This is a genomic window from Abiotrophia sp. (genome assembly GCF_057275535.1).
This window is the reverse complement of the sequence record NZ_DBHIRJ010000005.1, coordinates 137,143-161,947: the sequence shown is the minus strand read 5'-3', so window position 1 is coordinate 161,947 and position 24,805 is coordinate 137,143. Positions and strand designations below refer to the sequence as shown.

At 47.9% G+C, this 24,805-nt stretch carries 21 protein-coding genes; 1 reads left to right on the top strand and 20 read right to left on the bottom strand.

What is annotated here, in order from left to right:
* Positions 1 to 15: 15 nt before the first annotated feature.
* The 18 genes from ACO53F_RS05485 to pheS form a co-directional block, all read right to left on the bottom strand.
* The gene (locus ACO53F_RS05485; RefSeq protein WP_023391144.1) at positions 16 to 243 is read right to left on the bottom strand and encodes a YkuJ family protein; all 228 of its coding nucleotides are present in this window, start codon (positions 241 to 243) and stop codon (positions 16 to 18) included.
* A 126-nt stretch (positions 244 to 369) separates the two neighbouring features.
* Complete coding sequence (locus tag ACO53F_RS05480; RefSeq protein ID WP_485137626.1) at positions 370 to 1,239, bottom strand: NAD(P)-dependent oxidoreductase; 870 nt, start codon at positions 1,237 to 1,239, stop codon at positions 370 to 372.
* A 4-nt stretch (positions 1,240 to 1,243) separates the two neighbouring features.
* Positions 1,244 to 2,449, bottom strand: coding sequence for a glycosyltransferase family 4 protein (locus tag ACO53F_RS05475; RefSeq protein WP_485137625.1), 1,206 nt, complete (start codon positions 2,447 to 2,449; stop codon positions 1,244 to 1,246).
* A gap of 77 nt (positions 2,450 to 2,526) precedes the next feature.
* Positions 2,527 to 4,200, bottom strand: coding sequence for an alpha-L-fucosidase (locus tag ACO53F_RS05470; RefSeq protein ID WP_485137624.1), 1,674 nt, complete (start codon positions 4,198 to 4,200; stop codon positions 2,527 to 2,529).
* Positions 4,201 to 4,373: 173 nt separating this feature from the next.
* Complete coding sequence (gene def, locus ACO53F_RS05465) at positions 4,374 to 4,940, bottom strand: peptide deformylase (protein ID WP_485137623.1); 567 nt, start codon at positions 4,938 to 4,940, stop codon at positions 4,374 to 4,376.
* Complete coding sequence (gene hflX, locus ACO53F_RS05460; RefSeq protein WP_485137622.1) at positions 4,937 to 6,190, bottom strand: GTPase HflX; 1,254 nt, start codon at positions 6,188 to 6,190, stop codon at positions 4,937 to 4,939. Before hflX ends, def begins: the two co-directional genes overlap by 4 nt.
* Positions 6,187 to 7,158 carry a tRNA (adenosine(37)-N6)-dimethylallyltransferase MiaA gene (miaA, locus tag ACO53F_RS05455; protein WP_485137621.1) on the bottom strand — a complete coding sequence of 324 codons (972 nt, stop codon included), beginning with the start codon at positions 7,156 to 7,158 and terminating at the stop codon, positions 6,187 to 6,189. The genes hflX and miaA overlap by 4 nt, the downstream gene beginning before the upstream one ends.
* The gene (locus tag ACO53F_RS05450; RefSeq protein WP_485137620.1) at positions 7,151 to 7,903 is read right to left on the bottom strand and encodes a glycerophosphodiester phosphodiesterase; all 753 of its coding nucleotides are present in this window, start codon (positions 7,901 to 7,903) and stop codon (positions 7,151 to 7,153) included. Before ACO53F_RS05450 ends, miaA begins: the two co-directional genes overlap by 8 nt.
* A 3-nt stretch (positions 7,904 to 7,906) precedes the next feature.
* Positions 7,907 to 9,649 (bottom strand): DNA repair protein RecN, encoded by a 1,743-nt coding sequence (gene recN / locus ACO53F_RS05445; RefSeq protein WP_485137619.1) that lies wholly within the window; start codon positions 9,647 to 9,649, stop codon positions 7,907 to 7,909.
* Between the two features lie 30 nt (positions 9,650 to 9,679).
* Positions 9,680 to 10,495 (bottom strand): TlyA family RNA methyltransferase, encoded by an 816-nt coding sequence (locus tag ACO53F_RS05440; protein ID WP_485137618.1) that lies wholly within the window; start codon positions 10,493 to 10,495, stop codon positions 9,680 to 9,682.
* An 11-nt stretch (positions 10,496 to 10,506) separates the two neighbouring features.
* On the bottom strand, positions 10,507 to 11,400 hold the full coding sequence (locus ACO53F_RS05435) for a polyprenyl synthetase family protein (protein WP_485137617.1): 894 nt from the start codon (positions 11,398 to 11,400) through the stop codon (positions 10,507 to 10,509).
* A complete protein-coding gene (xseB, locus tag ACO53F_RS05430; protein ID WP_070756538.1) occupies positions 11,397 to 11,630 on the bottom strand; it encodes an exodeoxyribonuclease VII small subunit in 234 nt (77 codons plus the stop codon). The genes ACO53F_RS05435 and xseB overlap by 4 nt, the downstream gene beginning before the upstream one ends.
* A complete protein-coding gene (gene xseA, locus ACO53F_RS05425) occupies positions 11,605 to 12,984 on the bottom strand; it encodes an exodeoxyribonuclease VII large subunit (protein ID WP_485137616.1) in 1,380 nt (459 codons plus the stop codon). The genes xseB and xseA overlap by 26 nt, the downstream gene beginning before the upstream one ends.
* A gap of 3 nt (positions 12,985 to 12,987) precedes the next feature.
* Entirely contained in the window at positions 12,988 to 13,872 is an 885-nt protein-coding gene (locus ACO53F_RS05420) for a bifunctional 5,10-methylenetetrahydrofolate dehydrogenase/5,10-methenyltetrahydrofolate cyclohydrolase (protein ID WP_485137615.1), read from the bottom strand.
* A 207-nt stretch (positions 13,873 to 14,079) separates the two neighbouring features.
* Positions 14,080 to 15,414: a magnesium transporter gene (mgtE, locus tag ACO53F_RS05415; RefSeq protein ID WP_070756535.1), complete on the bottom strand. Its 1,335-nt coding sequence runs from the start codon at positions 15,412 to 15,414 to the stop codon at positions 14,080 to 14,082.
* Positions 15,415 to 15,745: 331 nt separating this feature from the next.
* The gene (locus ACO53F_RS05410; protein ID WP_485137614.1) at positions 15,746 to 16,276 is read right to left on the bottom strand and encodes a hypothetical protein; all 531 of its coding nucleotides are present in this window, start codon (positions 16,274 to 16,276) and stop codon (positions 15,746 to 15,748) included.
* Positions 16,277 to 16,393: 117 nt separating this feature from the next.
* Positions 16,394 to 18,820: a phenylalanine--tRNA ligase subunit beta gene (pheT, locus tag ACO53F_RS05405; RefSeq protein ID WP_485137613.1), complete on the bottom strand. Its 2,427-nt coding sequence runs from the start codon at positions 18,818 to 18,820 to the stop codon at positions 16,394 to 16,396.
* The gene (pheS, locus tag ACO53F_RS05400) at positions 18,820 to 19,881 is read right to left on the bottom strand and encodes a phenylalanine--tRNA ligase subunit alpha (RefSeq protein ID WP_485137612.1); all 1,062 of its coding nucleotides are present in this window, start codon (positions 19,879 to 19,881) and stop codon (positions 18,820 to 18,822) included. The genes pheT and pheS overlap by 1 nt, the downstream gene beginning before the upstream one ends.
* A 536-nt stretch (positions 19,882 to 20,417) precedes the next feature.
* Here pheS and ACO53F_RS05395 point away from each other — a divergent pair.
* Positions 20,418 to 22,271: an amidase family protein gene (locus ACO53F_RS05395; protein ID WP_485137611.1), complete on the top strand. Its 1,854-nt coding sequence runs from the start codon at positions 20,418 to 20,420 to the stop codon at positions 22,269 to 22,271.
* A 141-nt stretch (positions 22,272 to 22,412) separates the two neighbouring features.
* Here ACO53F_RS05395 and ACO53F_RS05390 read toward each other — a convergent pair whose 3' ends face one another.
* Positions 22,413 to 24,500 carry a heavy metal translocating P-type ATPase gene (locus ACO53F_RS05390; protein ID WP_485137610.1) on the bottom strand — a complete coding sequence of 696 codons (2,088 nt, stop codon included), beginning with the start codon at positions 24,498 to 24,500 and terminating at the stop codon, positions 22,413 to 22,415.
* Position 24,501: 1 nt separating this feature from the next.
* Positions 24,502 to 24,783, bottom strand: coding sequence for a DUF6110 family protein (locus ACO53F_RS05385; protein ID WP_023391164.1), 282 nt, complete (start codon positions 24,781 to 24,783; stop codon positions 24,502 to 24,504).
* Between the last annotated feature and the right edge of the window lie 22 nt (positions 24,784 to 24,805).

The window sequence follows — 24,805 nt, the reverse complement described above, 5'->3', positions numbered from 1 at the left end:
TCTTTGTCTCATTTATTAACCTAACATCTCGAAAATTTCGATTGCTACTAGGTCGATGTCATCGTATTGGAAGACAGACCCAGATTGGTGGTCAGTCAGTTCAAAGGTGTCACTTTCTTTTACATAAGCAACTTGGCATTTTTCCACGCCTTCAATCTCGAAGCGGCGTACTTCTACATCACTTTCGGTATGGGTCATAGCTTCTAAACGTTGGATAATCCCATTTAATACTGAACTTTTCATAGTTTCACTCCATTCTTAACTCTGCTGCCCATTGCGCTACGATTTCTCGCCATGAGGCAAAGTCTGGACAACATTCCTCAAACTACAATGTTATCATATCTTACTTTCAAGCTAGACGCAAGTTTCTCACTCTGACTGCCACCATAATTTGATAAGCGCCTGGGTCCCATCATCTTCATGGCCAGCTGCACAGAGTTTATCGTAGAGTTGCCAAGCCAGACTGGTAGCTGGTAAATCCAAGCCCATAGCTTCTGCTTCAGCTAAGGCTATTCCTAAATCTTTCTTGAAATGCTTAGCGAAGAAGCCTGGTGAATAGTCTTGTCGCAAGATACGAGGTGCATAGTTGGCCATGGACCAGTTGGATGCACTGCCGGCCCCAACCGTCTCTAAGACAGAATCAAGGCTTAAGCCCGCCGCCTTAGCATAGACCAACATCTCAGTCAACCCCGTCATGGTCCCAGCAATCATAATCTGATTAGCCATCTTGGTGTGTTGACCTGCACCTGGGCCACCTTGACGTTTAATTGTCTTACCCATCACTTCCAAGTAAGGCAAAACACGCTCATAGCTTGTCTTGGCTCCGCCTACCATAATGGTCAAGCGCGCCTCTCTAGCGCCCAAATCGCCACCTGATACTGGCGCATCTAAGGCTTCAACACCCAATTCTAGGGCTTTCTCAGCAATTTTAACTGCTAATTGAGGGGTAGATGTGGTCATATCCACGAAACAACTACCCGGATGGGCACCGGCAAAGAGGCCCTCTGGACCAAAATAGGTGCTCTCAACATCCTGAGGATAGCCTACAATCGTAAAAACTAGGTCACAAGCCTGGGCTAGCTCTTTGGGCGTATCTGCCCATCGGGCACCCGCCTGCAACAAGGGCTCCGCCTTAGCTTTTGTCCGTGTATACAGGACTAGCTGATAACCCGCGCCCATCAGGTGACGCGCCATCGCGGCTCCCATAACACCTAGGCCAATAAATCCAACGCTTGCCATGTGCTTAACCTCCCATCAGTTGCTTGTAACGATACTTAACGCCGGCCACAACTTTGTTTAGGCCACTATTCCGCTTACGACGTTTGTTTTGCTTAATCACTTCTTGATAGAAATCCGCCACTTGCTGCTCAAAATGCTCGAGCGACAGCGGATAAAGCAATTGGCGGTCAATATTTGGCCGGAAACCGGCCTCTATCTTAGCCAAATAATCTAGGATAGCTCGATCAAAATCTTCAAAATCATCGAACAAGGCACCAAAATTATCATTGGTCATAATGCCAGCCAAGTAATCATTGCGCTTGGCTATAATCGGTAGACGGTTGGCAAAAGCCTCTAAATAGGTCAAACCTTGTGACTCTGACATGCTGGCATTAATATAGAGGTCCGCCATTTGGTAATAAGCAGAGACTTGGCTGTGTTCTACCTCACCGACAAAGATCGGCTTAATGCCTAAATCCTTTGCCTGTTGCTCCAAGACTGGACGCTCTGGCCCCTCACCTACAATGACTAATTTGGCTTGTGGCAACTTATCTAGGACTCTTGGATAGACCTCCAAGACTGCCGCGATATTTTTTTCCTTGGACAAACGCGAGAGAGAGAGAAGCACGATATCATCTTGGCTCAAACCTAATTTCTGGCGCAAGCTATCACGGCCTTCCGGATTGTAATCTGGAATCTCAACCCCTGTTGGAATGACTCGGATAGGCGCCTTAATGCCATAAGACGTCAAGGTGTCCTTGGTCATGAGGCTAGGGGCAATAACCCCATTTCCTTGGTCACAGAAGACCTTGGATAAGACCTTCACTGTGCCAGGGCGAATTAACTTGCCGTTGAGAATATAGTGGGTATAGTTTTCATACATGGTGTGGTAGGTATGGATAGTCGGAATCTTGAGACGACTTGCCACATAACGGCCCGCTAAACCCAGACTAAATTCCGTATGGGTATGGACCAAGTCCAATTGATAATTACGGGCAATCTTAAGGCAGCGCTCAAAACCTGAATAGGCCACCCGCCGATCCTCAAAACTTACAAAAGGCACGCTAGGCAGACGCACAACGCCTGGTTCTGGCCTCGCATTGGGATCAGTTGTAGTGAAGATAATGACTTCATGTCCTTGGCGAACCAACTCATCCCTTAGGAGTTTGACTGAAGTCGATACCCCACTCACTTGCGGAAAATAGGTATCCGTAAAAAAGCCAATATTCATTCGATGTTTCACCTACTTTGCTAATGTCTACTCTTATTATAAAGAATTTTGAACTAGAATTAAACCCTAATCCCTTGTTACTGAACTAGTAGTCTGGTTTTAGGCCCATCCGGCAGGATTTTTAGATAGAAATCATGTGCTTGATCTTGAGCATAATAGAGACTAGGCACTTGGATTTGAGCCACTTCCTGACCCGCTTCAAAGCTTACCTGGTATTGGGCGTCCTCATAAACGCGTCCATGTACGCCAGTCCCCGGTTCAGTAGCAAGTTTAATCTTAAGTACCTGACTCAAATCCCCCTGTCGAAGCAAAGTGACGGTCAAAGGTTGACCTTTAGTTCCCTTATAGCAAGCTTGCCCAAAAGTCACTTCATTTGACGTTTGCTGAGCCTTGGCTTGATTTGGCCAACGGTAGACTGCTAGCCCACTCAGGATTGGTGCCGCTTGCGCCTGATCAAGTACCAGTCGTAGACGCTGAGTCTGAACTAGCGGCCCTTTAACTAGTCGACGATAGCCTAGGGTCTGACCTTGTGCAAATGGTTGCCACTGGCCCGTTTGATCTAAGTAGTCGATGTGAAAGGCAGACACCCGTTGACCATACTGAATGGCTTCTTGAATTTGGACTAGGTCGAAGCTAGCAACTTGAGGTAGGACTAACTCTAGCACGTTATCATGGCAAACAGAAGCCTGCCAAAGACCCGATTGATCTAGTAATTGATTCTGCGACTGTCCATTGCTATCTAGGACTTGGCCACCTGCTAAATAGTTGGTTTCATAGAGGGCTTGCCGAGCAAGCTGGAAGTCTCGTAGAACCTCAATATCTGCCTCAACAAACTGACCTCGGCGATTAGGCGGGATGTTGAGAAGTAGCGGACTACCCTTGCCAACCGAATGAAGGTAAATATCCATCAGTTCAGCCACTGACTTTGGCTGCTGATTATCATGATAGAACCAGCCTGGGCGGATGGAAACATCCACCTCAGCTAAGGAGTAGAGGTCCCCTTCAGGGTCCCCATGGTTGAGATAATCAACATCCCCCTGCCGCAGACGGTCAGCCTTGACCTTCTGCCAAAGTGGGTCGCCTCCGTAGCCACGTTCGTTGCCTACCCAGCGCAAGGCGGTCGGTTCTGTTGAGAAGATTGCGATAGGATAACCTTGCGATTCAATATAGTCGAACCAACGTTTAAAATCATAAGTCACAGCTTGGGCCCCTTCGCCACGCGCGCCATCTAACCAGACTTCGACAAAGCGCCCTTGGTGGCCATAAGCTGGATTCTCGAACAACTCTTGCAATTGCTTAAAGTAATAGTCGTTATAGGCCTCCTGGCGATCAACATGATAATCAGGATGGTGGGCATCCCAAGGCGATAGATAGAAGCCAAGGGGCAGATCATAGCGATTGGCTGCAGCCGATACCTCAGCCAAGACATCCCCTTGTCCGAGTCGCCAAGGACTAGCTTTGACATTGTGGTCCGTATAGGCTGAAGGATAGAGGACAAAGCCATCGTGATGTTTGAGCACTAGAATAAGACGTTTGAAGCCTGTTTCCTTAAGCACGCGAACCCATTGGTCAGCATCAAAGTCACTAGGATTAAAGTCTTCTGGTGACTCTGTCCCGGTTCCCCACTCCCGGTCATTAAAAGTATTGGGACCGAAGTGAATAAAGGCTGCTAATTCATCTTGATGATAGGCCCATTGAGCGGGACTTGGGACTGGACCATGAGGGATAATTGGCTTGTGTGTTACTGACATAAATATCTCCTTTTAGCCGGAACTCACCCAGCATTTGCAAACTCTTTCTTTCTTATTTTAACCGCATTTCTTTCCCATGACAAGATAGAGCCAAGCAATCTAAATCAGATAAGTAAAAATAGATTGCCACCCCATAAAAAAGAGGACTGAGATTATTACCCAGTCACTCGGTCTTACAATAGTTCTAAACCTGGTTTTTCATACCAAGGCTGTTGTTGGTTAATATGGTCATAGAACATAATGCCTTTGAGATGGTCTAGTTCGTGTTGGACCACAATGGCTTCATAGTCACGTAGACGGAGCTCATGTTCCTTGCCCTCCATATCTTGGTAGCGCAGGCGAATACGACGAGGCCGTGGCACCAGACCTGGCACTTCACGATTAACAGATAGGCAACCTTCCCCATCACGCAGGGCCACTTCCTGAACAGAATGGCTGATAATCTTAGGGTTGAAGAGAATCTCACTCAAGAGCGGTTCCGCCTCATTGCCTTCTTCATCATAGCTCATAATATGAACTGCAAAAATTTGCTTAGCTAGGTTAATCTGCGGAGCGGCCAAACCCACACCAGCACGAAGGCCGTATTTCTCGGCAATCTCAGGATTTTGGCTATTAACCAAAAATTCATGCATAGCTAAGGCAGTCGCCTTGAGCTCGTCGGTCAAAGGAAATTCCACGGCTTCCGCAGCTTGGCGGAGGGTAGGATGTCCTTCTTCAATAATATCTTGCATTGTAATCAATGCGTCTCCTCCTCTCGGTCTTGCTGGCGACGACGATAACCCTGCAGGTGATAATCGCCAGTATTTTCATCATAGTCGAATTTAGTCACTAGGAGTTCTTGACGCATGCCCGCCACCTTATAGGCTTCATGGGCAGGAATGCGTTGGTCAACCCAGTCAGCATCTGCCATCAACAGCTTCCAGATTTCCTGCTTCAAACGATCAATATGACTAGGTTCATAGGCAGAGATGGCGACACTTGGAAAGGCCGTTGCTTGAACTGACTGACCTGGAGCCAAACAATCAATCTTATTGTAGACTGTTAGGACTGGCAAGTGCCCATATCCCAACTCCTTAATAATCCGTAGAACAGTCTGTTCATGCAGTGTCTGAGCGGGGTCTGAGGCATCTACTACGTGCAGTAGCAAGTCCATGCCCCCAATTTCTTCCAAGGTTGACTTAAAAGCATGAATGAGTTCTGTCGGCAATTCTTCGATGAAGCCAACCGTATCCGTCAAGGTAAAGCGATCCTCACCCTTAAGGGGCATACGCCGAGTCAAGGGGTCTAAGGTTGCAAAAAGTTGGTCTTGGACGTAGGTTTCTGACTGTGTCAACTGGGTTAGCAAGGTAGACTTGCCGGCATTGGTATAGCCTACCAAACCGACTTGCCAGTGACCGCCCTGAGCACGCCGAGAACGGGTTCGCTCACGATGGGCGGCAATATCAGCCAACTCTTCCTTAACGTGGTGAATGACGCTGCGAATATGGCGACGATCACTTTCCAACTTGGTTTCACCAGGCCCTCGGGTCCCAATCCCCCCGCCTTGACGGGATAGATGCTTACCTTGGCCATAGAGCCTTGGCAAGAGATAGTTATACTGGGCCAGAGCCACCTGGAGTTTGCCTTCACGACTTCGTGCCCGCATAGCAAAGATATCTAAAATTAGCTGAACTCGATCGATGACCTGAACCTTGAGGCTGGCTTCCAGTTGGCGGTTCATGCTAGGTGTCAGGGCATTAAGACTAATGACTAAATCTATCTCACGGGCTTCTACTAGGGCGGCAATCTCTTCTAGTTTCCCGCTCCCGACAGCCGTCCGGCCATCTAACTTAGGCAACTTCTGGGTGACTACTTCAATGACCTGACCACCTGCGGTCTCCGTTAACGAGGTCATTTCATCTAAAATCACTTGGAATTGCTCCGGACTATATTGTTCTGTCTGAACAGCCATTACTAGGACACGTTCAGGGCCAACTTGTAAGTCAATCATAGGGTCCCTCCTTTCTTTGCTTGGCTATCTAATAAGTCTTGTACGAGGCTAGTCGCCTGGGCCAAAGCCATCTCATAATCACTAGCATCTAGCCAGTGGGTGCCCTGGATACGATTGCGGAACCAGGTCAGTTGACGCTTGGCATAGCGCCTAGAATTTTGCTGAATAGTGGCTATAACTGCCTCACGGTCGGTCATGTCCCCTGCCAAATATGGCCACCATTCCTTGTAACCAATACCTTGTACGCTTGGCAACAACTGGCCCCGCGCTAGTTGGTAGAGATGACGAACTTCTGCTTCCAGTCCCTGCGCTACCATGGCTTGGACTCGAGCGTTAATTCGCTCGTAGAGTTGGTCACGGGGCCGGTCTAAGGCTAGAATACAGGTCTCATAACGCGCTTGGGCGTTCTCATGCTGACTCTGGTCGGAGAATTTTTGCCCCGTCACCTGCATAACTTCTAGGGCTCGCAAGAGACGACGATGATTTTGAATTGGAATCTTAGACGCTGCGACTGGGTCTTGTGCTGACAATTTGGCATAGAGGACCTCTACCCCTTCCGCCTCTAAACGTTGTTCGAGGGCTTGGCGGATGAGCGGGTCATGGCTAGCCTTTCCACCGAACTCTAAATCATAAAGTAAACCTTCTAGATAAAGACCTGAGCCACCAACCAAAATTGGCAGAACACCTCGCGCGTGACAATCCCTAATCAAGTGCTGGGCTAAAGCCTGAAACTGGCTGGCATCATAATCCTGGTCAACATCCAGAAAGTCCAAGGCATGATGGGGCACACCCTGCATCTCTTCTAGCGTCACCTTCCCCGTTCCAATATCCAAGCCTCGATAAAATTGCAGACGGTCGCCATTAATAACTTCACCCCCAAAGCGCTTGGCTAGGTCGATACTTAGTTGGGTTTTGCCCACCGCGGTGGGCCCTCCAATGACGATTAAGGGAGCCGCTAATCTAGTCATGGCAAGCCTCCCCTTGGTCTCGTACTGCAAGTGCAGCAGCTGGCGTGTCGGTCATAATAGCTTCTAGCTGGCCGTCCTGGGCTAAGCTAATATAGTGTGCCCAATCAGCCGGATCATTGACTGTCCAGAGACGGATAGGCCACTGCTTGAACTGAGCTCGCAGATCCTCATCTTGGTAAAGTTGTCGATCCAAGTGAATAGCCGTCAGCTCTAAAGCTGGCAAATGCGACAAATAAGGCAAGTGAGCTTCCTCTACTAAGGCAGCAAGCTTTGCCCCTGGGGCTAGCGCCTTAAGGCGTTGGAGCGTATACCAATTAAAGCTAGAATAGACAATGTCAAAATCTGGTGCCAGTTCCTCCACTGCGGCTAAAACAGCTGCTTCGATGCCAGGATAGTCCTTTTGGTCAGTTTTGAGTTCTAGATTCAATGTCCTTTTAAAATCCAAGTCTCGCAATAAGTTCAGTAATTCCGGTAGACTTGGCACTCGGTCTGAGGTCACACGACCATCGGGAAAGCGCAGACGTGCGGCTTGAATCTGGGCCAAGGTTAAATCACTGACCTCACCCTGGCTATCCGTGGTTCGGTCTAATTGCTCATCATGGATTACAAGGAGGGCCCCATCTGCCGTCAAGTGCAAGTCGCATTCGATACCATCTGCACCCGCTGTCACTGCATCTTGGAAGGCCGTCAAACTGTTTTCGACAGCCTGAGCTTGATTGCCACGATGGGCATAAATCTTCAACATTCCTTAGTCCTCCTCGCCTATTTTGGCATGATGGGCCTGCAAGTGACGACGTAAATCTTGGGCCATTTGCAGGGATGCCGGCGTTAAGACCTTACCAGACATCATGCTGGCTATGGCTTCTATACGGCCTTCCTCATTCAATGCCTGCACACGGGTACGCGTACGATCATTCTCAACAACTTTCTCAATGTAAAGATGTTGGTCGGCACTTGCAGCTACTTGGGCTAAATGGGTAATACAGAGCAGTTGATGATGCTGGGCAATGCCTTGCATCTTCTCCGCAATAGCCTGGGCTACCCGACCTGACACCCCTGTATCAATCTCGTCAAAGACCAAGGTCATATCCGTCATACCTTGGCTGAAGACCCGTTTGAGGGCCAACATAAAACGAGACAGCTCACCACCTGAAGCAATCTTAACCAGAGGCTTCATGGCTTCACCAAGGTTGGTGGTCGCATAAAATTCTACCTGGCTTAAACCTTCGGCACTTAAGCGCTGTGCATCTGGGAACAGGCTAGCCAGGCTAGAATCACTACCCAAGCTCGTAAAGTTAACTTGGAATCGCGCATTGGCCATATATAAATCGGCCAGTTCTGCTTCAATCGCTGCTACTAAGTCCTTAGCTTCCTGGCGTCGGCCTTGATCTAGGGCCTGACCAGCCGCCAGACAGTCATGATAAGCGACCGTCAAGTCCTTAACTAGACGCTCTGTATACTGTTCCTGGTGTGTGAGCTGGTAAATTTCTTCGCTAATGGCATCATAATAGGCCAATAGCTGAGCTTCATCCATGCCATATTTACGGGTCAATTGACCTAATTGGCTGAGACGCGCTTCCAATTCATCAATGGCTTGATCATTTTCTACTTCCTGGTTGCTGACCGCTAGTTGGTGGGCCACTTCTTCCAGTTGGTAGTAGAGATCTTGCAGTTGGGCCGCCAAGGCCGGATAGCTAAAATCGTAGCTGGCTACTTCCTCTAAGGCTGCTTGGGCTTGGCTCAGTTGCGTCAAGGCGCTGGTGTCAGCTTCCGATAGCAAATGATTAACCGTCGCCAATGCTTGGCCAATCTTCTGACTGTTTTGTAGACGCCGACTTTCCTGTTCTAACTGGGCCATTTCCCCAGTGACTAAGTTAGCGGCTTCTAATTCTTGCAACTGAAATTCTAAGAAGCTTAAGCGTTGGCGTTTGTCACTTCCTTCCTGCTGACTGGCCAGCCAGTCCTTACGTAGCTGGTCATAGCGCTCGAAGGCAGCTTGATAAGCTTGTTTTAGCTGATTTAGGCGCTCGCCCGCAAATTGGTCCAACTGACTGAGATGGAATTGCTTATTAAGCAAGGCCTGGTGCTCATTCTGCCCATGAATATCGACTAGGTAATAGCCAATTTGCTTAAGCAAAGACACGTTGGCCAACTGACCATTAACCCGAACGGTATTCTTGCCTTGGCGGTTAAGCTCACGACGTATAATCAGGTCTTCCTGGTCCTCAAGCTCCAAACCAAAATCTGCTAATTGTGCTAACAGTGGTTCAGGAGCTGGCGACATAGAAAAGAGACCCTCCACTACCAGTTTATCGGCACCTTGCCGGATTAAATCGTTGGTCCCACGACTGCCCATAAGCAAGCTAAGGGCATCAATTATAATTGATTTCCCAGCCCCAGTCTCCCCTGCTAGAACGGTCATTCCCATCTCTAAATCCAGGGTCACATGGTCGATAATGGCAAAATTTTCAATGTTGAGACTCCGTAACATAATCGGGCCTCCTTTCTTGTCTAAACTCTTTTATCCAAAGGTTGTATGTGCGGCTTCCACCACACCGGCTAAATCCACCTGCTTCCAAGAGTCATTGGCTAGGTCTTGGTCGTTAGTCAGATAGGCCAAAAATTCGATATTGCCTTCGCCACCGGTAATAGGCGAGAAGGTCAAATCACGTAGACGATAGCCTAAGCCACAGGCATAAGACAGGATTTCCTTGAGGACATCTAAGTGTACCGCAGGATCCTTCACGATTCCCTTCTTACCCACGCGCTCCTTACCGGCCTCAAATTGCGGCTTAATTAGCATGAGGACAGTGCCTCCTGGCGCTAGAATAGGCACCAGAGGTGGCAGAATTAAACGTAGGGAGATAAAGGAGACGTCGATTGAGGCCACGCTTGGTTGACCTTCTTGGAATTGGTCAGGTTGAGCATAGCGGAAGTTCTCCCGCTCCATGACAATAACCCGGGGATCTTGGCGTAGGGAATAGGCTAGTTGGTTGTAGCCGACATCTAAGGCATAGGACTTGGCTGCACCAAATTGGAGAGCCGCGTCCGTGAAGCCACCTGTCGAAGCTCCAATATCTAGGAGGATTTGGTCAGTCATATCAATGTCAAAGACCTTAATGGCTTTTTCTAACTTAAGACCACCACGACTGACATAAGGTAGCGTCTTGCCCTTAATGTGGAAGACCTTGGAGACATCCACTTTTTCACCAGGCTTGTCATAACGTTGGTTCTGGCTGTCATAGATTTGCCCTGCCATAATCAAGCGACGTGCTTGTTCGCGCGATTCGGTCAGGCCACTCTGAACAACCAGTTTATCAATGCGTTCCTTTTTCATAGCTGCTCCTTTTACTTAGCAGAGGGTAGGGTTAAATAATCCAAGATTCCTCCCAGAATCTGATAAGGGCGACCACTCTCTTTAGCTAAATCCTCTAAAATTTGGCTAGCTGCGCTAACCTCTACTGCCAAGGCATCCTTGGCTCCTTGGAGACCCAAAAGACTTGGATAGGTAGATTTGGTTAGGGCTTGATCCGCCTGAGTGACTTTACCTGTCACTTCTTGACTTCCTAAAACATCCATTAAGTCATTGTGAATCTGATAGGCTAAGCCAAAGTGACGACCAAACTGACGCAGGGCTTGGCAAGTGCTCTCATCCGCCCCACCAATAATAGCACCAGCCTCTAAAGCAAAACGGAATAGGGCACCCGTCTTCTGGTCATGAATCTGTTTCAAGCCCTGGTAGTCAACCGGCGTCTGTTCAGCTTCAATATCCCCTACTTGGCCAGCCACCATGCCCCAAGAACCCGCTGCTTGACTGAGTTGGTCAAGCAGGGCTAGCTTGGTCCGGTCATCCAAGAGGTCATCTGAAACCAGAACTTGAAAGGCATCTGTTAAGAGGGCATCCCCAGCCAAAATAGCCAGGCCCTCGCCAAAGCGCTTATGGTTGGTGGCTTGCCCTCGACGTAGGTCATCGTTATCCATGGCCGGTAAATCGTCGTGAATCAGAGAATAGGTGTGAATATACTCCAGGGCGATGGCTGTCTTAAGGCCACATTTGACTAGGTCTTCTGATTGAATAGCCAAAACCGCCAAGAGCATGACTGGACGCAGGCGCTTGCCTCCATTTTTGAGGGAGTAGCGCATGGCTTCAATAAGACGAGGAGGTGTTAAGTGATAACGCGTCTGTTGGTCCAAGCTCCGCTCGAAGAGCTGACGCAAGGTATCGAGTTCTAAGAAGTTCATTGGACATCCTCATCTAGGACAAAATCGCCCTCTTCTGCCATCATGTTGGCGACCGTTTCTTGAGCATCATGGAGAGTCTTTTGGCAGTATTGGGTTAATTCCACCCCCTGCTTAAAAGCATCCAGAGCTTGAGTTAGAGGCAATTCGCCTCGTTCAAGTTGTTGTACAATGGTGTCTAATTCAGCTAGAGCTGCTTCAAAACTCTCAGGCTTTTTCTTTTTTGTTGCCATGTTTTTTTCCTTTCTGAGCGCTAATGGTTTGAACTTGAGCGGTGGCTTGGCCATCTTGTAAAGTTAAATCGATGACCTGACCAACTTGAAGTTGCTGGACTGACTTCACCGCTTCTTGCTTATCTTCGATAATGGCATAACCCCGCGCCAGAATCTTGAGGGGGCTATAGGCCTCTAGGAGCTGGCTATAACGAGCCAACTCTCCTTGATAATGTTGACTAGTCTGAGCCATAGCCCGTTGCAACTGATGACGTAGGCGGGCTAGCCGCTCCCCTTCCAGATGTAAACGACCGCTTGGCCCCTGGGCTTTAAGACGAGTGGATAGGAGAGCCAGGCCTTGAGCCTGCCCCTGCAGATAAGACGACTGAGCACGTAACAAACGCTCCTTGATGAGGTCCACTTGCTGCATATAGGCTTGGTAAAGCCGCTCGGGTTCCCGGAAAACATAGACTTCCTGATAACGACGGAGTTGAGTTTGCTTATGTTGAATCCGGCTTAGCATGGCTTGCGCCAAACGGGTTCGACTTTCTTCCAACTTGAGATAGACTTGACTTAATTCCTCAGCTGCCATTTCAGCTGCTGCGGTTGGTGTCGGAGCACGTAGGTCCCCCACTAAGTCAGCAATGGTGGTATCTGTCTCGTGGCCGATAGCTGTGATGACCGGCAAGGGGCAGGCTAGAATGGCCTGAGCCACGATTTCCTCGTTGAAGGGCCAGAGGTCTTCAATGGCCCCGCCCCCACGCGCTAGAATCACGGTATCAAAAGCCGCTTGCTTGGCCTTGAGCCGTTCAAAGGCTGCCACAATTTCGCCACTGGCTTCCTTACCCTGAACGCGGGTAGGGAAAACCACCACCTGGGCAATAGGATAGCGTCGCTTGAGGGTGGTCACAATATCCCGGATGACGGCCCCACTCGGACTGGTAATGACTGCAATCCGCCGTGGAAAACGGCGCGGTTGCTTCTTAGGCAAATCCAAGAGACCCGCTTGCTTAAGCTTGGCCTTAAGTTGTTCTAGGGCCAGATAGAGTGAGCCCACGCCGTCCGGTTGCAGCGACTCAAGCGTCAATTGGTAGGAACCACTGGGCTCATAGATGGAAACCCGACCCACTGCTAAGACCTTCATGCCTTCTTCTAACTTAAAAGGCAGCTTACTAAAGGCCTGTTTAAACATGGTGACGTTGATTTTAACATTGTCTTCCTTGAGGCTGAAGTACTGATGGCCTGTCCGCAAGCGGAAGTTAGAAACCTCTCCTACTACATAGACTTTCTGCAGGTAAGGGTCCACGTCGAACTTGCGCTTGAGATAGCGGGTCAGGGCCTTGACACTGAGATAGTCCTTTTGTGTATCGGTCACTGACTAGGCCTCCTCCTGGCTCAAGAAGGTCAAGGGATCCAAAGCATGTTGCTGGCAGGCACAAGTAAAGGTCTGTTCCATTAACATAGCTACCGTCATAGGGCCTACGCCCCCCGGAACTGGCGTGATGTAGCTAACCTTGTGGGCTACTGCCTCAAAATCCACATCCCCTACTAGCTTACCAGACATGAGCCGGTTAATCCCGACGTCGACTACTACTGCACCTTCTTTGAGATGGTCTGGCCCAATTAAATGCGCTTGGCCAGTCGCTACAATCAAGATATCGGCATAACGGGTATAGTGTCCTAGGTCCTGGGTCTTTGAATTGCAGACTGTCACCGTTGCGCCACGGTTAATCAACATGATAGAAATAGGCAAGCCCACAATTTGGCTACGACCTACGACAACCACATTCTGGCCTTGCAAAGGAATTTGGGCATTTTCTAAGAGCCGCACAATGCCTTTTGGCGTACAAGGATAGAGGTCTGTATTGTCTTCAACGACCCGTCCCATGGTCAAGGGGTGGAAGCCATCTACATCTTTCTCAGGATTAATTAAGTGCATAGCTGACAATGGATCTAAATGCTCAGGCAGAGGCAATTGCAATAAGAGCCCATGAGTTTGAGGATCCTGGTTGTGAACCTTAATGGTCCACTCCAATTCTTCTTGGCTAATATCTGCTGGCAAAAGTACCCATTCAAAGGTATAGCCAATTTCCAAGGCACGTTTTTGCTTCTGGCCAACATAAACCTTGCTGGCAGGATCTTCCCCTACTGAGATAACGGTCAATTTGGGCTGAGTCCCAGTTTGGGAACGGAAGGCCGCTGTCGCCTGGGATAGCCGGGCGAAAATTGATTGTGAGAGAATTTTCCCATCTAAACGTTGCATGAATACCACACCTTTCGGACCCTAGGGTCACAGACTTTTCTTTCTTATTCTACCATAATTTAAGGGCGCTGTAATGCCATTTTGTCCGAAGACTTAAAAAGCAAAAAATGACACTCAGCTTATCTGATCATTAGCCTACGAGATTGGCGTTTTAGAGCACTTAAGTAAGCAAAAAGCCTACCCCCAAGGGAGTAGGCAATGTAATTATTATACAAGTAAAGGCATGAAGAGAGTGGCCAAGCCTAAGAAGCTGAAGAAACCACACACGTCAGTGGCCGTGGTCAGGAAAACGGTAGATACCAAGGCAGGGTCCCCACGGAATTTCTTAACCGCCAAGGGGATGAAGTAGCCAAATATACCGGCAATGACCATATCTACAATCATGGCTAGGATGATAACCACCCCTAGGTAGACATTGCCATACATCAGCATAAGGGCAATAGCGGCCACGCCCCCGGTAATGAGACCGTTGGCGAAACCAGCCCCGATTTCCTTAAGCATACCGCGCCAGTCACCCCAGTCCACCTCGCCCAAGGCTAGGGCACGGACCACAATGGTCACAGTCTGGGTGCCAGCATTCCCTCCCATTCCGGCTACAATCGGCATGGCAGCCGCTAGGGCTACCATTTGGCTGATGGTATCGGAGAAAAGGTTGATAACGGATGAGGCCAGAAAGGCTGTGAAGAGGTTGATAACCAACCAAGGCAGACGGCGTTTGACGGACTCGAAGACTGGGCTATCTAGCGTTTCTTCCGAGTCCACCCCACCCATCAAGTACATATCTTCTGTGTACTCTTCATTGATGACGTGGATGATATCGTCGTTGGTGATAATCCCCAGAATACGGTTCTTGTTATTAACGACCGGTACAACTGACAAGTTATACTTGGTAACAATCAGGGAAACTTCTTCCTGGTCAGTCGTCGGCGTCACCGAAATGACGTTAGGGTTAAGAATTTCACTGAGTTTTTGTTGATCGGATTTGGTGAAGATATCGCGGATATCGACTGTCCCCTTGAGCAGGGTCTTAGCATCGACCACGAAGAGGGTCTCGATAACTTCCTTCTCCGGCGCAATCTTACGAATGGTCTCGAAGGCTTCATAAACCGTTAAGTTCTCATTCAAGGCGATGAACTCTGTGGTCATGAGCCCACCAGCGGTATCCGGATCGTAGGCCAAGAGTTTCTCTAGGTCATCCGAATCACGATTCTTCATCATGTTCAGGAATTGCTTACGTTGCCAAATGGATAGGTTGCCCAAGATATCCACGATGTCATCCTGGGACATGTAGGTAAAGACATTGAGCATGCGGGCAAATGGCACGGCTTCAACAATCTTAACCTGGAGTTCTTCAGAAATCTGAGTCTCCAGAATCAAGGCTAGGGCCTTGTCCGAGATAAAGCTGACAAACTTGAAAACTTCTTCATCTTCAAGTTCTTCTAGAGCCAAGGCAATATCAGCCGGGTGGTGTTCCCGAATCATACGGTAAATGGCTTCAGAATGTTCGTTTAATAGGGCTGTTTGAATTTCTTCTACGAGCATAGGGGATTTCCTCCTTTGAGTCTTAGTTTATATTGTCACTCCTTAAGTCGGGACTCACATCGACCAACCCCTTTGCTTCGTTTTTTCCACCCTCTATCATACCATAAGAAGCCCCTCGAGTCAGCCCAAAAGCCAAAGAAAAAACAGTTGGAATTGACTTCCAACTGTCTGATTTACATAAAGAGAGCTCTATTAGAATTTTTAGTCTTGAAATCAAAATTTGTTCACTTTTAAGAACGTAATTTAGCTAACTCATACCCTATTTATCTATGTAATAGATAAATAGGGAAAGAAAAATCAAAACCGCCCGTAATCACGAGCGGTTTCTCCTTTATTTACCTTCAGCTCTCTTACTTAAATAAGACAAAGTAAGTAGGAAGTAAATCATGGAAGCTAACAAGAGGCAGACACCTATGACAGGCGCCATCCCCATAGCCAGGAGTCCCGCCACAAGTAATCCCATGATGATTACATAACCTAAGCTAATTACCATGACTTGACCAGCGGTTTGGCGACTAACTTGACGACTGGTCACGTGTAGGACCAAGACGCCAAGATGGACTAAGGCCACGAGGACCAAACCCCAAATACGACTAATACTATGCCCCGCTAGTAGCCAGTTGTCTGGGCTCAGATAGAAGGCCGCTAAAATCAGAAACCAGTTGCTGATGGAAGCCGCTATAATTTCTTGACTTGAAGTTGCCACCTGGTCCGTTTGACGGAAGAGAAAGACGGCCAAGGCTAGAAGCGCGACAAACAAGGCCACACTGCCCCACCAAAGTGGCTTTTCCAGTAAGACGGCTAGTCCTACCAGTGGCAACAAACCTACCCCAAACGCTCTTAATACCCGCTCTCGTCTCATGCCACACGGCCTCCTAACCCTCATTTGTTCATAGCTACAGTATACCTTCTCACTTGCTAAATGAAAAGCCTAGGCCAAAATAAAGAGACTAGAAGCAGCTTCTAGTCTCTCATGGGCTTAGCGAATTTCTAAACCTGACACTGTTTCGAGTGCAGCTCTAATCCGATCCATAGCGGATTGAACATCCTCGTCTGTTAAGGTCTTGTCTGGGTTTTGGAAGATCAGTCGGTAGGCTAGCGACTTCTTACCTCGGAAGAGGTCAAGGTTAATAAACAAGTCGAAGAGCTCAACAGATACTAAGTTGTCACCACCATGTTCCTTCATGAGCTGAGCTAGGCTTGCTTGGTCTTGCTCTAAATCTACTAAGAGGGCTAAGTCTCGTGAGGTAGAAGGATACTTAGGAATTGGACGTTGAACTAAGGCTGGACGTTGAACCGCTAAAATAGCATCAAAGTCTAATTCAGCGAAGAAGCTAGCTTCATCCAAGTCGTAAGACTTAGCTAAAACTGGATGGATTTGTCCCATAACACCAATCACTTGATCACCTAGAAGGACTTGGGCAGTCCGACCAGGATGGAGCTCAGGATAGCTGGATACAGCCTGGAAGCTGACTTGCTTATCCAAGCGAATGGCTGCCAAGTAGCCTTCAAGAGCACCTTTGAGATCAAAGAAATCATAGGATTGAGCTGGCCCATACCAGGATTTACTTTCCTTAACCCCTGATAAGAGAATGGCTAGACGCTCTTGTTCGAGTGGTTGAACATTGCTTCCTTGACCATAGAAGACTTTACCTGTCTCATAGAAGGCTAAACTTGGATTTTGACGCGCAGCATTGTACTTGGCGATTTCTAAGAGAGCTGGGAAGAGGCTCTGACGCAAGACAGAACGGTCTTCACTCATCGGGAAGTCCAAAGCGACTACTGGGTAGTCTTTCGACTTCATCAAGTCGGCTTGCTTAGGTGAAGTCAGTACATAGCTGATGACTTGGTTGAGGCCCAGACCCTCCAAGATATTGCGAGTCTGACGCACCAGTTTTTGTTTGGCATTGAGACGACCTGGCGTACTTGGTACTACCGGCAAGGTCGTTGGCAGGTTATCATAGCCATAAATCCGAGCCACTTCTTCTAAAATATCGGCTTCAATGCTGATATCCCAACGACGTTTAGGGACGGTCACGGTGAAGCTATTTTCCCCTAAGGCTAAGTCAAAGCCAAGACGACGGAAGATATGACTCAACTCTTCATGGCTCAAGTCAATCCCAATCTTATCTTGAATAGCGCGATAAGGTAGAGTGACCTCAATTGGGCTCAGGTCTAAATGATTCTCTTCGACTAGACCTGGCACCACTTGCCCCCCACTATAGTAGGCCATCCAGTTAGCGGCTTCCTGGCCCGCTTCGCTAATGGTCGCATGGTTAATGCCTTTTTCAAAACGCATGCTAGATTCAGAACGAAGGTTGAATTTCTTAGAAGTTTGACGAATAGCAATCGGATTGAAGACGGCTGATTCTAAGAGGACACGACGGGTCTTGTCGGTCACTTCTGTATCTAGCCCCCCCATTACCCCGGCTAGCGCAACCGCCCGGTCTTGGTCGGTGATGACTATGTCGCTTGCTGACAAGTGGCGCTCGCTACCGTCTAGGGTCACCAGCACCTCGCCCTCACGAGCTGGGCGGACGCCTAAGTCCTTGTGCTCTAAGGTATCATAGTCAAAGGCATGAAGTGGTTGGCCGTATAGCATGAGGAAGTAGTTGGTGATGTCCACGATATTGTTATGTGGCCGAACCCCTGCTTTCATCAGACGCATTTGCAACCAAAGCGGGCTTTCCTTAATCTCCACTTGGTCAATCACTCGAGCTTGATAGCAAGCAGACAAATCGCTATCAGCAATCTTCACTGTCAAATCTGATAGGAGGGCTGTATCAGCAGCCTGAGTCGCTTGGCGATGAATATTATCGAAGTTAGGTACCTGATCGATAATAGCTCCTACTTCATAGGCTGCCCCACGCATAGAGAGCGCATCTGCCCGATTAGGCGTAATCGAGAGTTCTAAGATTGGATCATCTAACTTGAGATAGTCCACCACATCTGCTCCAATCGGCGCATCTGCTGGCAAGAGGAAGAGACCCTCTGCATAGACTTTTGGCACCACGCTGTCAGGGAAGCCTAGTTCCTGGAGGGCACACAACATCCCATGAGATTCGACCCCACGTAATTTGCCCTTCTTAATCTTCAATCCACCAGCTAAACGAGCCCCAATAGTGGCTACAATCACTTTAGCGCCAGCCACCACATTGGGTGCCCCACAGACAATTTGCAGGGGCTCCTGATCGCCTACCGTCACTTGGCAGACATGGAGATGGTCACTATCAGTATGGTCTTCAACCGACAAAACTTGCCCGACCACTAAACCAGATAATTGAGCCCCATAGTTTTCAACTGCTTCGATTTCAATCCCGGTCCGGGACATACGATCAGCTAGGGCTTCTCCTGTTAAACCTGTTAAGTCTAAATAATCATTGAGCCATTCGAATGATAAATACATTAGTTCTGACCTCCTTTGAACTGGCTTAAGAAGCGCAAGTCATTTTGATAGAAGTGACGAATATCGTCAATGTTATACTTCAACATCGCTACCCGGTCAGGGCCTAAACCGAAGGCAAAGCCGGAATAAACGGTTGAATCAATGCCGGCCATTTCCAAGACATTTGGATGAACCATACCTGCTCCTAGGATTTCAATCCAGCCAGTATGTTTGCAGACATTACAGCCATCCCCGCCACACTTGAAGCAGCTCACGTCTACTTCTACCGATGGCTCGGTGAATGGGAAGTAAGATGGACGTAGGCGAATTTCACGTTCTGCCCCAAAAAGTGTACGGGCAAAGGCTTGAAGCGTCCCCTTGAGGTCGGCCATGGTCACATGTTTGTCTACCACTAACCCTTCAATTTGGTGGAATTGGTGGGAGTGGGTCGCATCATCACTATCGCGACGGAAGACCTTACCTGGTGAAATCATCTTCAATGGCCCTTGACTGAAATCGTGTTTTTCCATGGTCCGGGCTTGAACTGGCGAAGTGTGGGTCCGCAACAAGACTTCACTGTCGATATAGAAAGTATCCTGCATATCACGCGCTGGGTGGGTCTTAGGCAGGTTCATCATTTCGAAGTTATAGTGGTCCAACTCCACTTCTGGACCTTCCACGACCTGATAACCCATGCCGATAAAGAGGTCTTCAATCTCCTCCATGGTTTGGGTAATGATATGGCGGGCGCCCCCAGCTGGCTTGCGACCTGGCAAGGTCACATCCACTGTCTCCAGAGCTAATTTAGCTTCCAAGGCCATTTCTTCTAGTTTGTGGCGACGACTTTCCAACATTTCTTCGAAAGCTGACTTCACTTGGTTCATTACCTGACCTAATTTAGGCCGGTCTTCTGCTGACAGGTTGCGCATAGCTTGCGCAACAGCCGCAAAACGGCCTTTCTTACCTAGGTAATCTAGACGAACTTTCTCTAAATCCTTGATGGATTCAGTTGCTTCTAATTGCGGAATCGCTTGTTGACGCAAGGCTTCTAAAGCCTCAATGTGCGTATTGATATCTGACATGGTGCAAGACTCCTTTATCATTATTTCAGATGAAACGAGGTAATAAAAATAGCCCGCCCCTATAAGGGACGAGCTACCGTGGTACCACCCTCGTTCTCGAAGGGACTGGCCCTTCGAGCACTTGACGCCCTTAACCGTGGCGGGCGGTGACCTGTTCATTTCTATTGACTAAAAACTTAACGGTCAAGCTAAGAAATTGAAGGCTAAGTTCGACTTACCTTTGGCACCCTTGCAGTCGGTGAAGTGCCTCCCTGACTTGTGCGAACTTAACGGATTTCCTCATTGCTTTATGTTTCATCTATGATAGCTACTAGTATAGCTTAAAGCAAATGCATAGTCAACAGAGGATAGATAGTTAGATGGGGATTCAAGTCATATGATTCGCAAATGTTCACTTTTCTTTCCTTTGCTCTCCCCTCCTGGAGTCAAATGGCGAATGATGATGTTTTTTTAGTGGCTTAAATGACCAAGGGTATAGGAAACGCTTAAGATGAGGCGTATAATAAACTGGCAAGTTATGAAAGGATGTGTAGAAAATGCTAAAACAGAAAATTAAGATGCGCTTACTGGCACTATTATCCCTATGGTTGCTAACAAGCGCTGGCCATCCGATTGCCTGGGCACAAGACGTTTCTAGTTCAGACATCGAAAGCAGTCAAGTATCCTCAAGAGACGATGAATCAGCCAGTCAGGCTAACGATCAAGCGGAATCTAAGATAGACCTTGCTGCCTATCAAGCGGCTGATGCCAGTCAACAAGCTGAATGGGTCCGCTCTGGTAAAGTCACAAGTGAAGAATTGGTAAATTTTGCTCTAACCACTATCAAGGAAAAAGACCCTGCCCTGCATGCAGTTATTAGCCTTAGAGCTGAAGAGGCCTTGACTGAAGCTAGGCAAATTAAAGATCAAGGCCAACCCTTCTTAGGCGTTCCATTATTGGTAAAAGGATTAGGTCACACCATTAAGGGCATGCCCAACTCCAATGGCCTGACCTTCTTAGCCAATCAAAAAGCTGGCTCGACAAGTCCCTTCGTTAAGTCCTTGCAAGACTTAGGCTTTATCCTCATTGGGCAGACTAATTATCCTGAAATGGGACTAAAGAACATCACAGATTCTAAGCTCTATGGTCCTACTGGCAGCCCCTGGAACCCTGACTATCAGGCAGGCGGTTCCAGCGGTGGCTCTGGTGCAGCTACAGCCGCTGGCATGACCCCAACTGCAACCGGTAGTGATGCGGGTGGCTCCATTCGTATTCCGGCTTCCTGGAATGGCCTTATTGGCCTTAAGCCTAGTCGTGGCATCATAGTGGGCAATGCCTCCATCGACAAAAATACAGTGGCCCATTTTATGATGACCAAAACCATGGAAGATACCAAGAGCTTATTTGAAGCGATGAAGAAACCGGATGCTTCCTTGGCTCAAGCCTTGACCGAAGCAGAGTTAAAACGACTAGCGATTGGCTATACCAGCTTGTCTCCCGTTGGAACTCAAGTCAGCCCCGAAGCTCAACTGGCAGTTGAGCGAACCGTAGCCTTTTTGCGAGGCAAAGGTTTCCGTTTAGAAGAAGTAAACTGGCCCTTTGATGGTGTCCAATTAATGAAGGATTACTATACAATCAGTGCTAGCCAAATGGGTGTAGTAGGTTATCTAGCCAAGACCAAGCTTAAACGAGAGCTACGCTATGATGATGTAGACCCTACTAGCTGGCTACTCTACCAGGCAAGCAAGACCATGACCAAGGAAGAAGTAAATCAGGCCTGGGCTCGCATCCAGCAAGTCCGTCAAACCATGGCTGATTTCCACCAACGCTATCCTCTTTTCTTAACACCTACAACAGCCTACACCGCTCCTCGCATTGATCAAGCTCTAGTGTCTGACCAAGACCTTGAACTGATTAAGAATTCGGAAAATTTGAGCCATGAGGCCAAGATGCAACTGATTTATGATCATTGGCTACCATCTCTGGCCCTTACGCCTTACACACAATTCGCCAATTTGACAGGTGAGCCTGCCCTGAGCCTCCCTGCTTTAGTCACCAAATCTGGCCTTCCTTTAGGCATTCAGTTTAATGCTGCCATAGGAAATGACCGTTACCTCCTCCAATTAGGCGATTTGATGGCGGCAAATCAACAATTTAACCGTCCAGAACTAGAATCAAGCCAGAATGAACTCAGTACTTTGGCAACAGAGACCAGCTCGAACGAATTGTTTAGCTCCTCTGAAAACCAACAGCTCATTGGTGGAGCAGAAGGAAGTAAGCAGATTTCAGCTAAACTCCCTGAGACTGGTGATCTATCAAGTGTTAGCTCTCAGGTCCTCTCCATACTCTTCACCTTACTAGGGCTAATTGCGCTGTCCCAAACAAAAATAGATGGCTCCAATCCGAATTAGCTTCCACACCCCTTAGAAAATGTAGAAGAGACCCCCATGACTTAATATTCTAAGTCATGGGGGCATTTTGCTTTTACTATGTTGATCGTTGTTGTTTCCACCGCATGATTCCACACTCGATAAGTATCTTAAACAAAGTCATTACTTCTCCTCTGCCGCACTCTCTAGCCTTATATTGCCCTTCAGATAGCTACGGCAAAGAATCCCAAAGGTCGTCATGTTATGCAAGATTGCCAAACTACTTGGTTTAAGCCAATTCAGTACCCCCAAGCCGATAAGGCCTGAATTAATGGCAATAGTATCCCGCACATTTCCCTGAATTTCTTGCTTGAGATTGACAGAGACTTGATGCAAGGTTAAGAGCGAGGCTAAATTATTGGATGGCAGCATAATGTCACTAATCTGCTTAGAAACCTCCGCCCCTTCGCCCATCACCACGCCCACATCACTGGCAGATAGGGCAGCCGAATCATTGAGACCATCCCCTATCATCAGGACGCGGTGGCCTTGCGCTTGCATCCTTTGGACATAATCAAATTTAGTCACTGGCGTCATACTGGTATGAACTTCATCAAAAGGCAAGTCTGCTACTAAGCGATTGGTTCTGGCCGCTGTATCGCCTGTTAAGAGAACTAAATGCTTGCCCAAGCCTTTTAGAGCGTGTAGAACACTTTGCGTCTCATGGCGAACTGGAATCGCCACGCAGAACATGGCAATCAGTTTCTGGCGATAACCTAGGTAGAGTAAATTATAGTGTGTTTCTTTCTGACGAATCAAGTGACTCTGATTGGCTTCAATCTCAATCCCTGATTCTTCCATTAAAGCTAAGCTCCCTATCACTACGACATTACCATCGATTTCAGAGCGAATGCCCTTGGAAGCTATATGGTTGAGCTCGGTATGCATTTCTTCATGAATGATGCCTTCTCGAGCCGCCTTATCCACCAAGGCATGAGCGATTGGATGGTAAATATGCTCTTCTAAACAGGCGCCAATCATTATGACATCTTCTGCACTATAGCCATGGAAAGGAATGACTTCTTCAATAACTGGACGAGAAGTGGTAATGGTTCCCGTCTTATCAAAGACTAAGATATCAACTTCATCAAATTGGTCCAGAACTGTCGAATTCTTCACAACAACTTGCTGATGCATCAATTGCTTGATAGCGGAGAGGTACACCATAGGAGTCGATAATTTAAGGGCACAGGAGTAATCGACCAACAGGAAGGAAATCGCCTTGGTAAAGGATCCTGTTAGGATATAGGTCAGCGCTGCTCCCAAGAAATTATACTTGACGATGCGGTCAGCAATGGAGGTGTACTTATACTGGTAGGTTCCGTCCTGCTGTGCCGCTTCTTGCATGAGCTTAACTAGTTCTTGTATACGGTAGTTAGCGGTTGGATTTTCTACACGAACGTGTAGTTCTCCACTGGTTAAGACCGTGTTAGAGTAGACTTCATCCCCCACAGACTTGATTACTGGGAAGGATTCACCAGTCAAGGAGCTCTCATTGACACTAGCTCGACCATTCAAGACAATCCCATCAAAGAGCAGTTCACTGCCTTCATAGAAGATAAGTACATCACCTACTTGGACTTCTTGGCTATCGATTTGTAGCAAGTGGTCTCCCTTGAGTAACCATACTTGGCGTCCTTGGCCAGCGATGCTGGCTTCAAGATCTTCTAAGGAACGTTTTTGGGTCCAATAGTTGAGTGTCTCCCCTAATTCTAAGATAAACATGATGGCGCTAGCCGTATCGGTCTGTTTCATCGCGAGCGACACTAGAATGGCGGAGCAGTCCAAAATTTCCATGGTTAACTTACCTTGTCGCAGAACACGCCAAGCATCACGGAAGTAGCCCAGAGCTCTCCACAGGGTTCTAGCCAAACGTACAGGCACTGGCATGAACCACTTGAAGAGGTAGTGACGCCCCACAGCTGAGGATACTAAGGCATAAGGGCTTGAAGCTGCGTGATGCTGGGGATGACGATAAAGTTCTTCTAATTTATCCTTCTGAATTAAGTTCCATAATTGAGCTACAACGGCTTGACGACCAGGCATCACATGGATAGCTACCACATAAGGATCTTCATAAAAGTTCAGTCTTAGAATATCGGGGAAGCCCGAAGCTAGGCCATCAAGATAGTATTTTACATCTTCAGTAAAAGGAAAAGTGGCGCGAAGTCGAACCCGGCCACTTGACTGATGCAACACTTGAAATTGCACGTTATTCACCCTCTAATGATGCGAGTTGATCTGCTGTTTTCTCTGCTTGATAGAGATCCTTAGCGTCAGCTACTATGTCGTCCGCATGTTGCTTGACGGCAGAAACCATGCTGTCGATACCGTCTTTAGCCTTGTAGGTTTTGGCTAAGACAGTCGCATAACCTTTTTTAGCTTCTTTGCTTGTCAACAATTTGAGTCCAAGCGTCCCAAAAGCGACGCCACTTAGAAAAACACTCGGTACTTTAGAAATGCCTTTTAAGACTTTTAATGCATTTAATGACATAAAATAACCCCCTATAATTTTG

Coding starts and splice junctions, on each gene's coding strand:
- ACO53F_RS05485 (WP_023391144.1), bottom strand. CDS start 243: ATGAAAAGTTCAGTATTAAATGGGATTATCCAACGTTTAGAAGCTATG.
- ACO53F_RS05480 (WP_485137626.1), bottom strand. CDS start 1,239: ATGGCAAGCGTTGGATTTATTGGCCTAGGTGTTATGGGAGCCGCGATG.
- ACO53F_RS05475 (WP_485137625.1), bottom strand. CDS start 2,449: ATGAATATTGGCTTTTTTACGGATACCTATTTTCCGCAAGTGAGTGGG.
- ACO53F_RS05470 (WP_485137624.1), bottom strand. CDS start 4,200: ATGTCAGTAACACACAAGCCAATTATCCCTCATGGTCCAGTCCCAAGT.
- hflX (WP_485137622.1), bottom strand. CDS start 6,190: ATGATTGACTTACAAGTTGGCCCTGAACGTGTCCTAGTAATGGCTGTT.
- miaA (WP_485137621.1), bottom strand. CDS start 7,158: ATGACTAGATTAGCGGCTCCCTTAATCGTCATTGGAGGGCCCACCGCG.
- ACO53F_RS05450 (WP_485137620.1), bottom strand. CDS start 7,903: ATGTTGAAGATTTATGCCCATCGTGGCAATCAAGCTCAGGCTGTCGAA.
- recN (WP_485137619.1), bottom strand. CDS start 9,649: ATGTTACGGAGTCTCAACATTGAAAATTTTGCCATTATCGACCATGTG.
- ACO53F_RS05440 (WP_485137618.1), bottom strand. CDS start 10,495: ATGAAAAAGGAACGCATTGATAAACTGGTTGTTCAGAGTGGCCTGACC.
- ACO53F_RS05435 (WP_485137617.1), bottom strand. CDS start 11,400: ATGAACTTCTTAGAACTCGATACCTTGCGTCAGCTCTTCGAGCGGAGC.
- xseB (WP_070756538.1), bottom strand. CDS start 11,630: ATGGCAACAAAAAAGAAAAAGCCTGAGAGTTTTGAAGCAGCTCTAGCT.
- ACO53F_RS05420 (WP_485137615.1), bottom strand. CDS start 13,872: ATGCAACGTTTAGATGGGAAAATTCTCTCACAATCAATTTTCGCCCGG.
- mgtE (WP_070756535.1), bottom strand. CDS start 15,414: ATGCTCGTAGAAGAAATTCAAACAGCCCTATTAAACGAACATTCTGAA.
- ACO53F_RS05410 (WP_485137614.1), bottom strand. CDS start 16,276: ATGAGACGAGAGCGGGTATTAAGAGCGTTTGGGGTAGGTTTGTTGCCA.
- pheT (WP_485137613.1), bottom strand. CDS start 18,820: ATGTATTTATCATTCGAATGGCTCAATGATTATTTAGACTTAACAGGT.
- pheS (WP_485137612.1), bottom strand. CDS start 19,881: ATGTCAGATATCAATACGCACATTGAGGCTTTAGAAGCCTTGCGTCAA.
- ACO53F_RS05395 (WP_485137611.1), top strand. CDS start 20,418: ATGCTAAAACAGAAAATTAAGATGCGCTTACTGGCACTATTATCCCTA.
- ACO53F_RS05385 (WP_023391164.1), bottom strand. CDS start 24,783: ATGTCATTAAATGCATTAAAAGTCTTAAAAGGCATTTCTAAAGTACCG.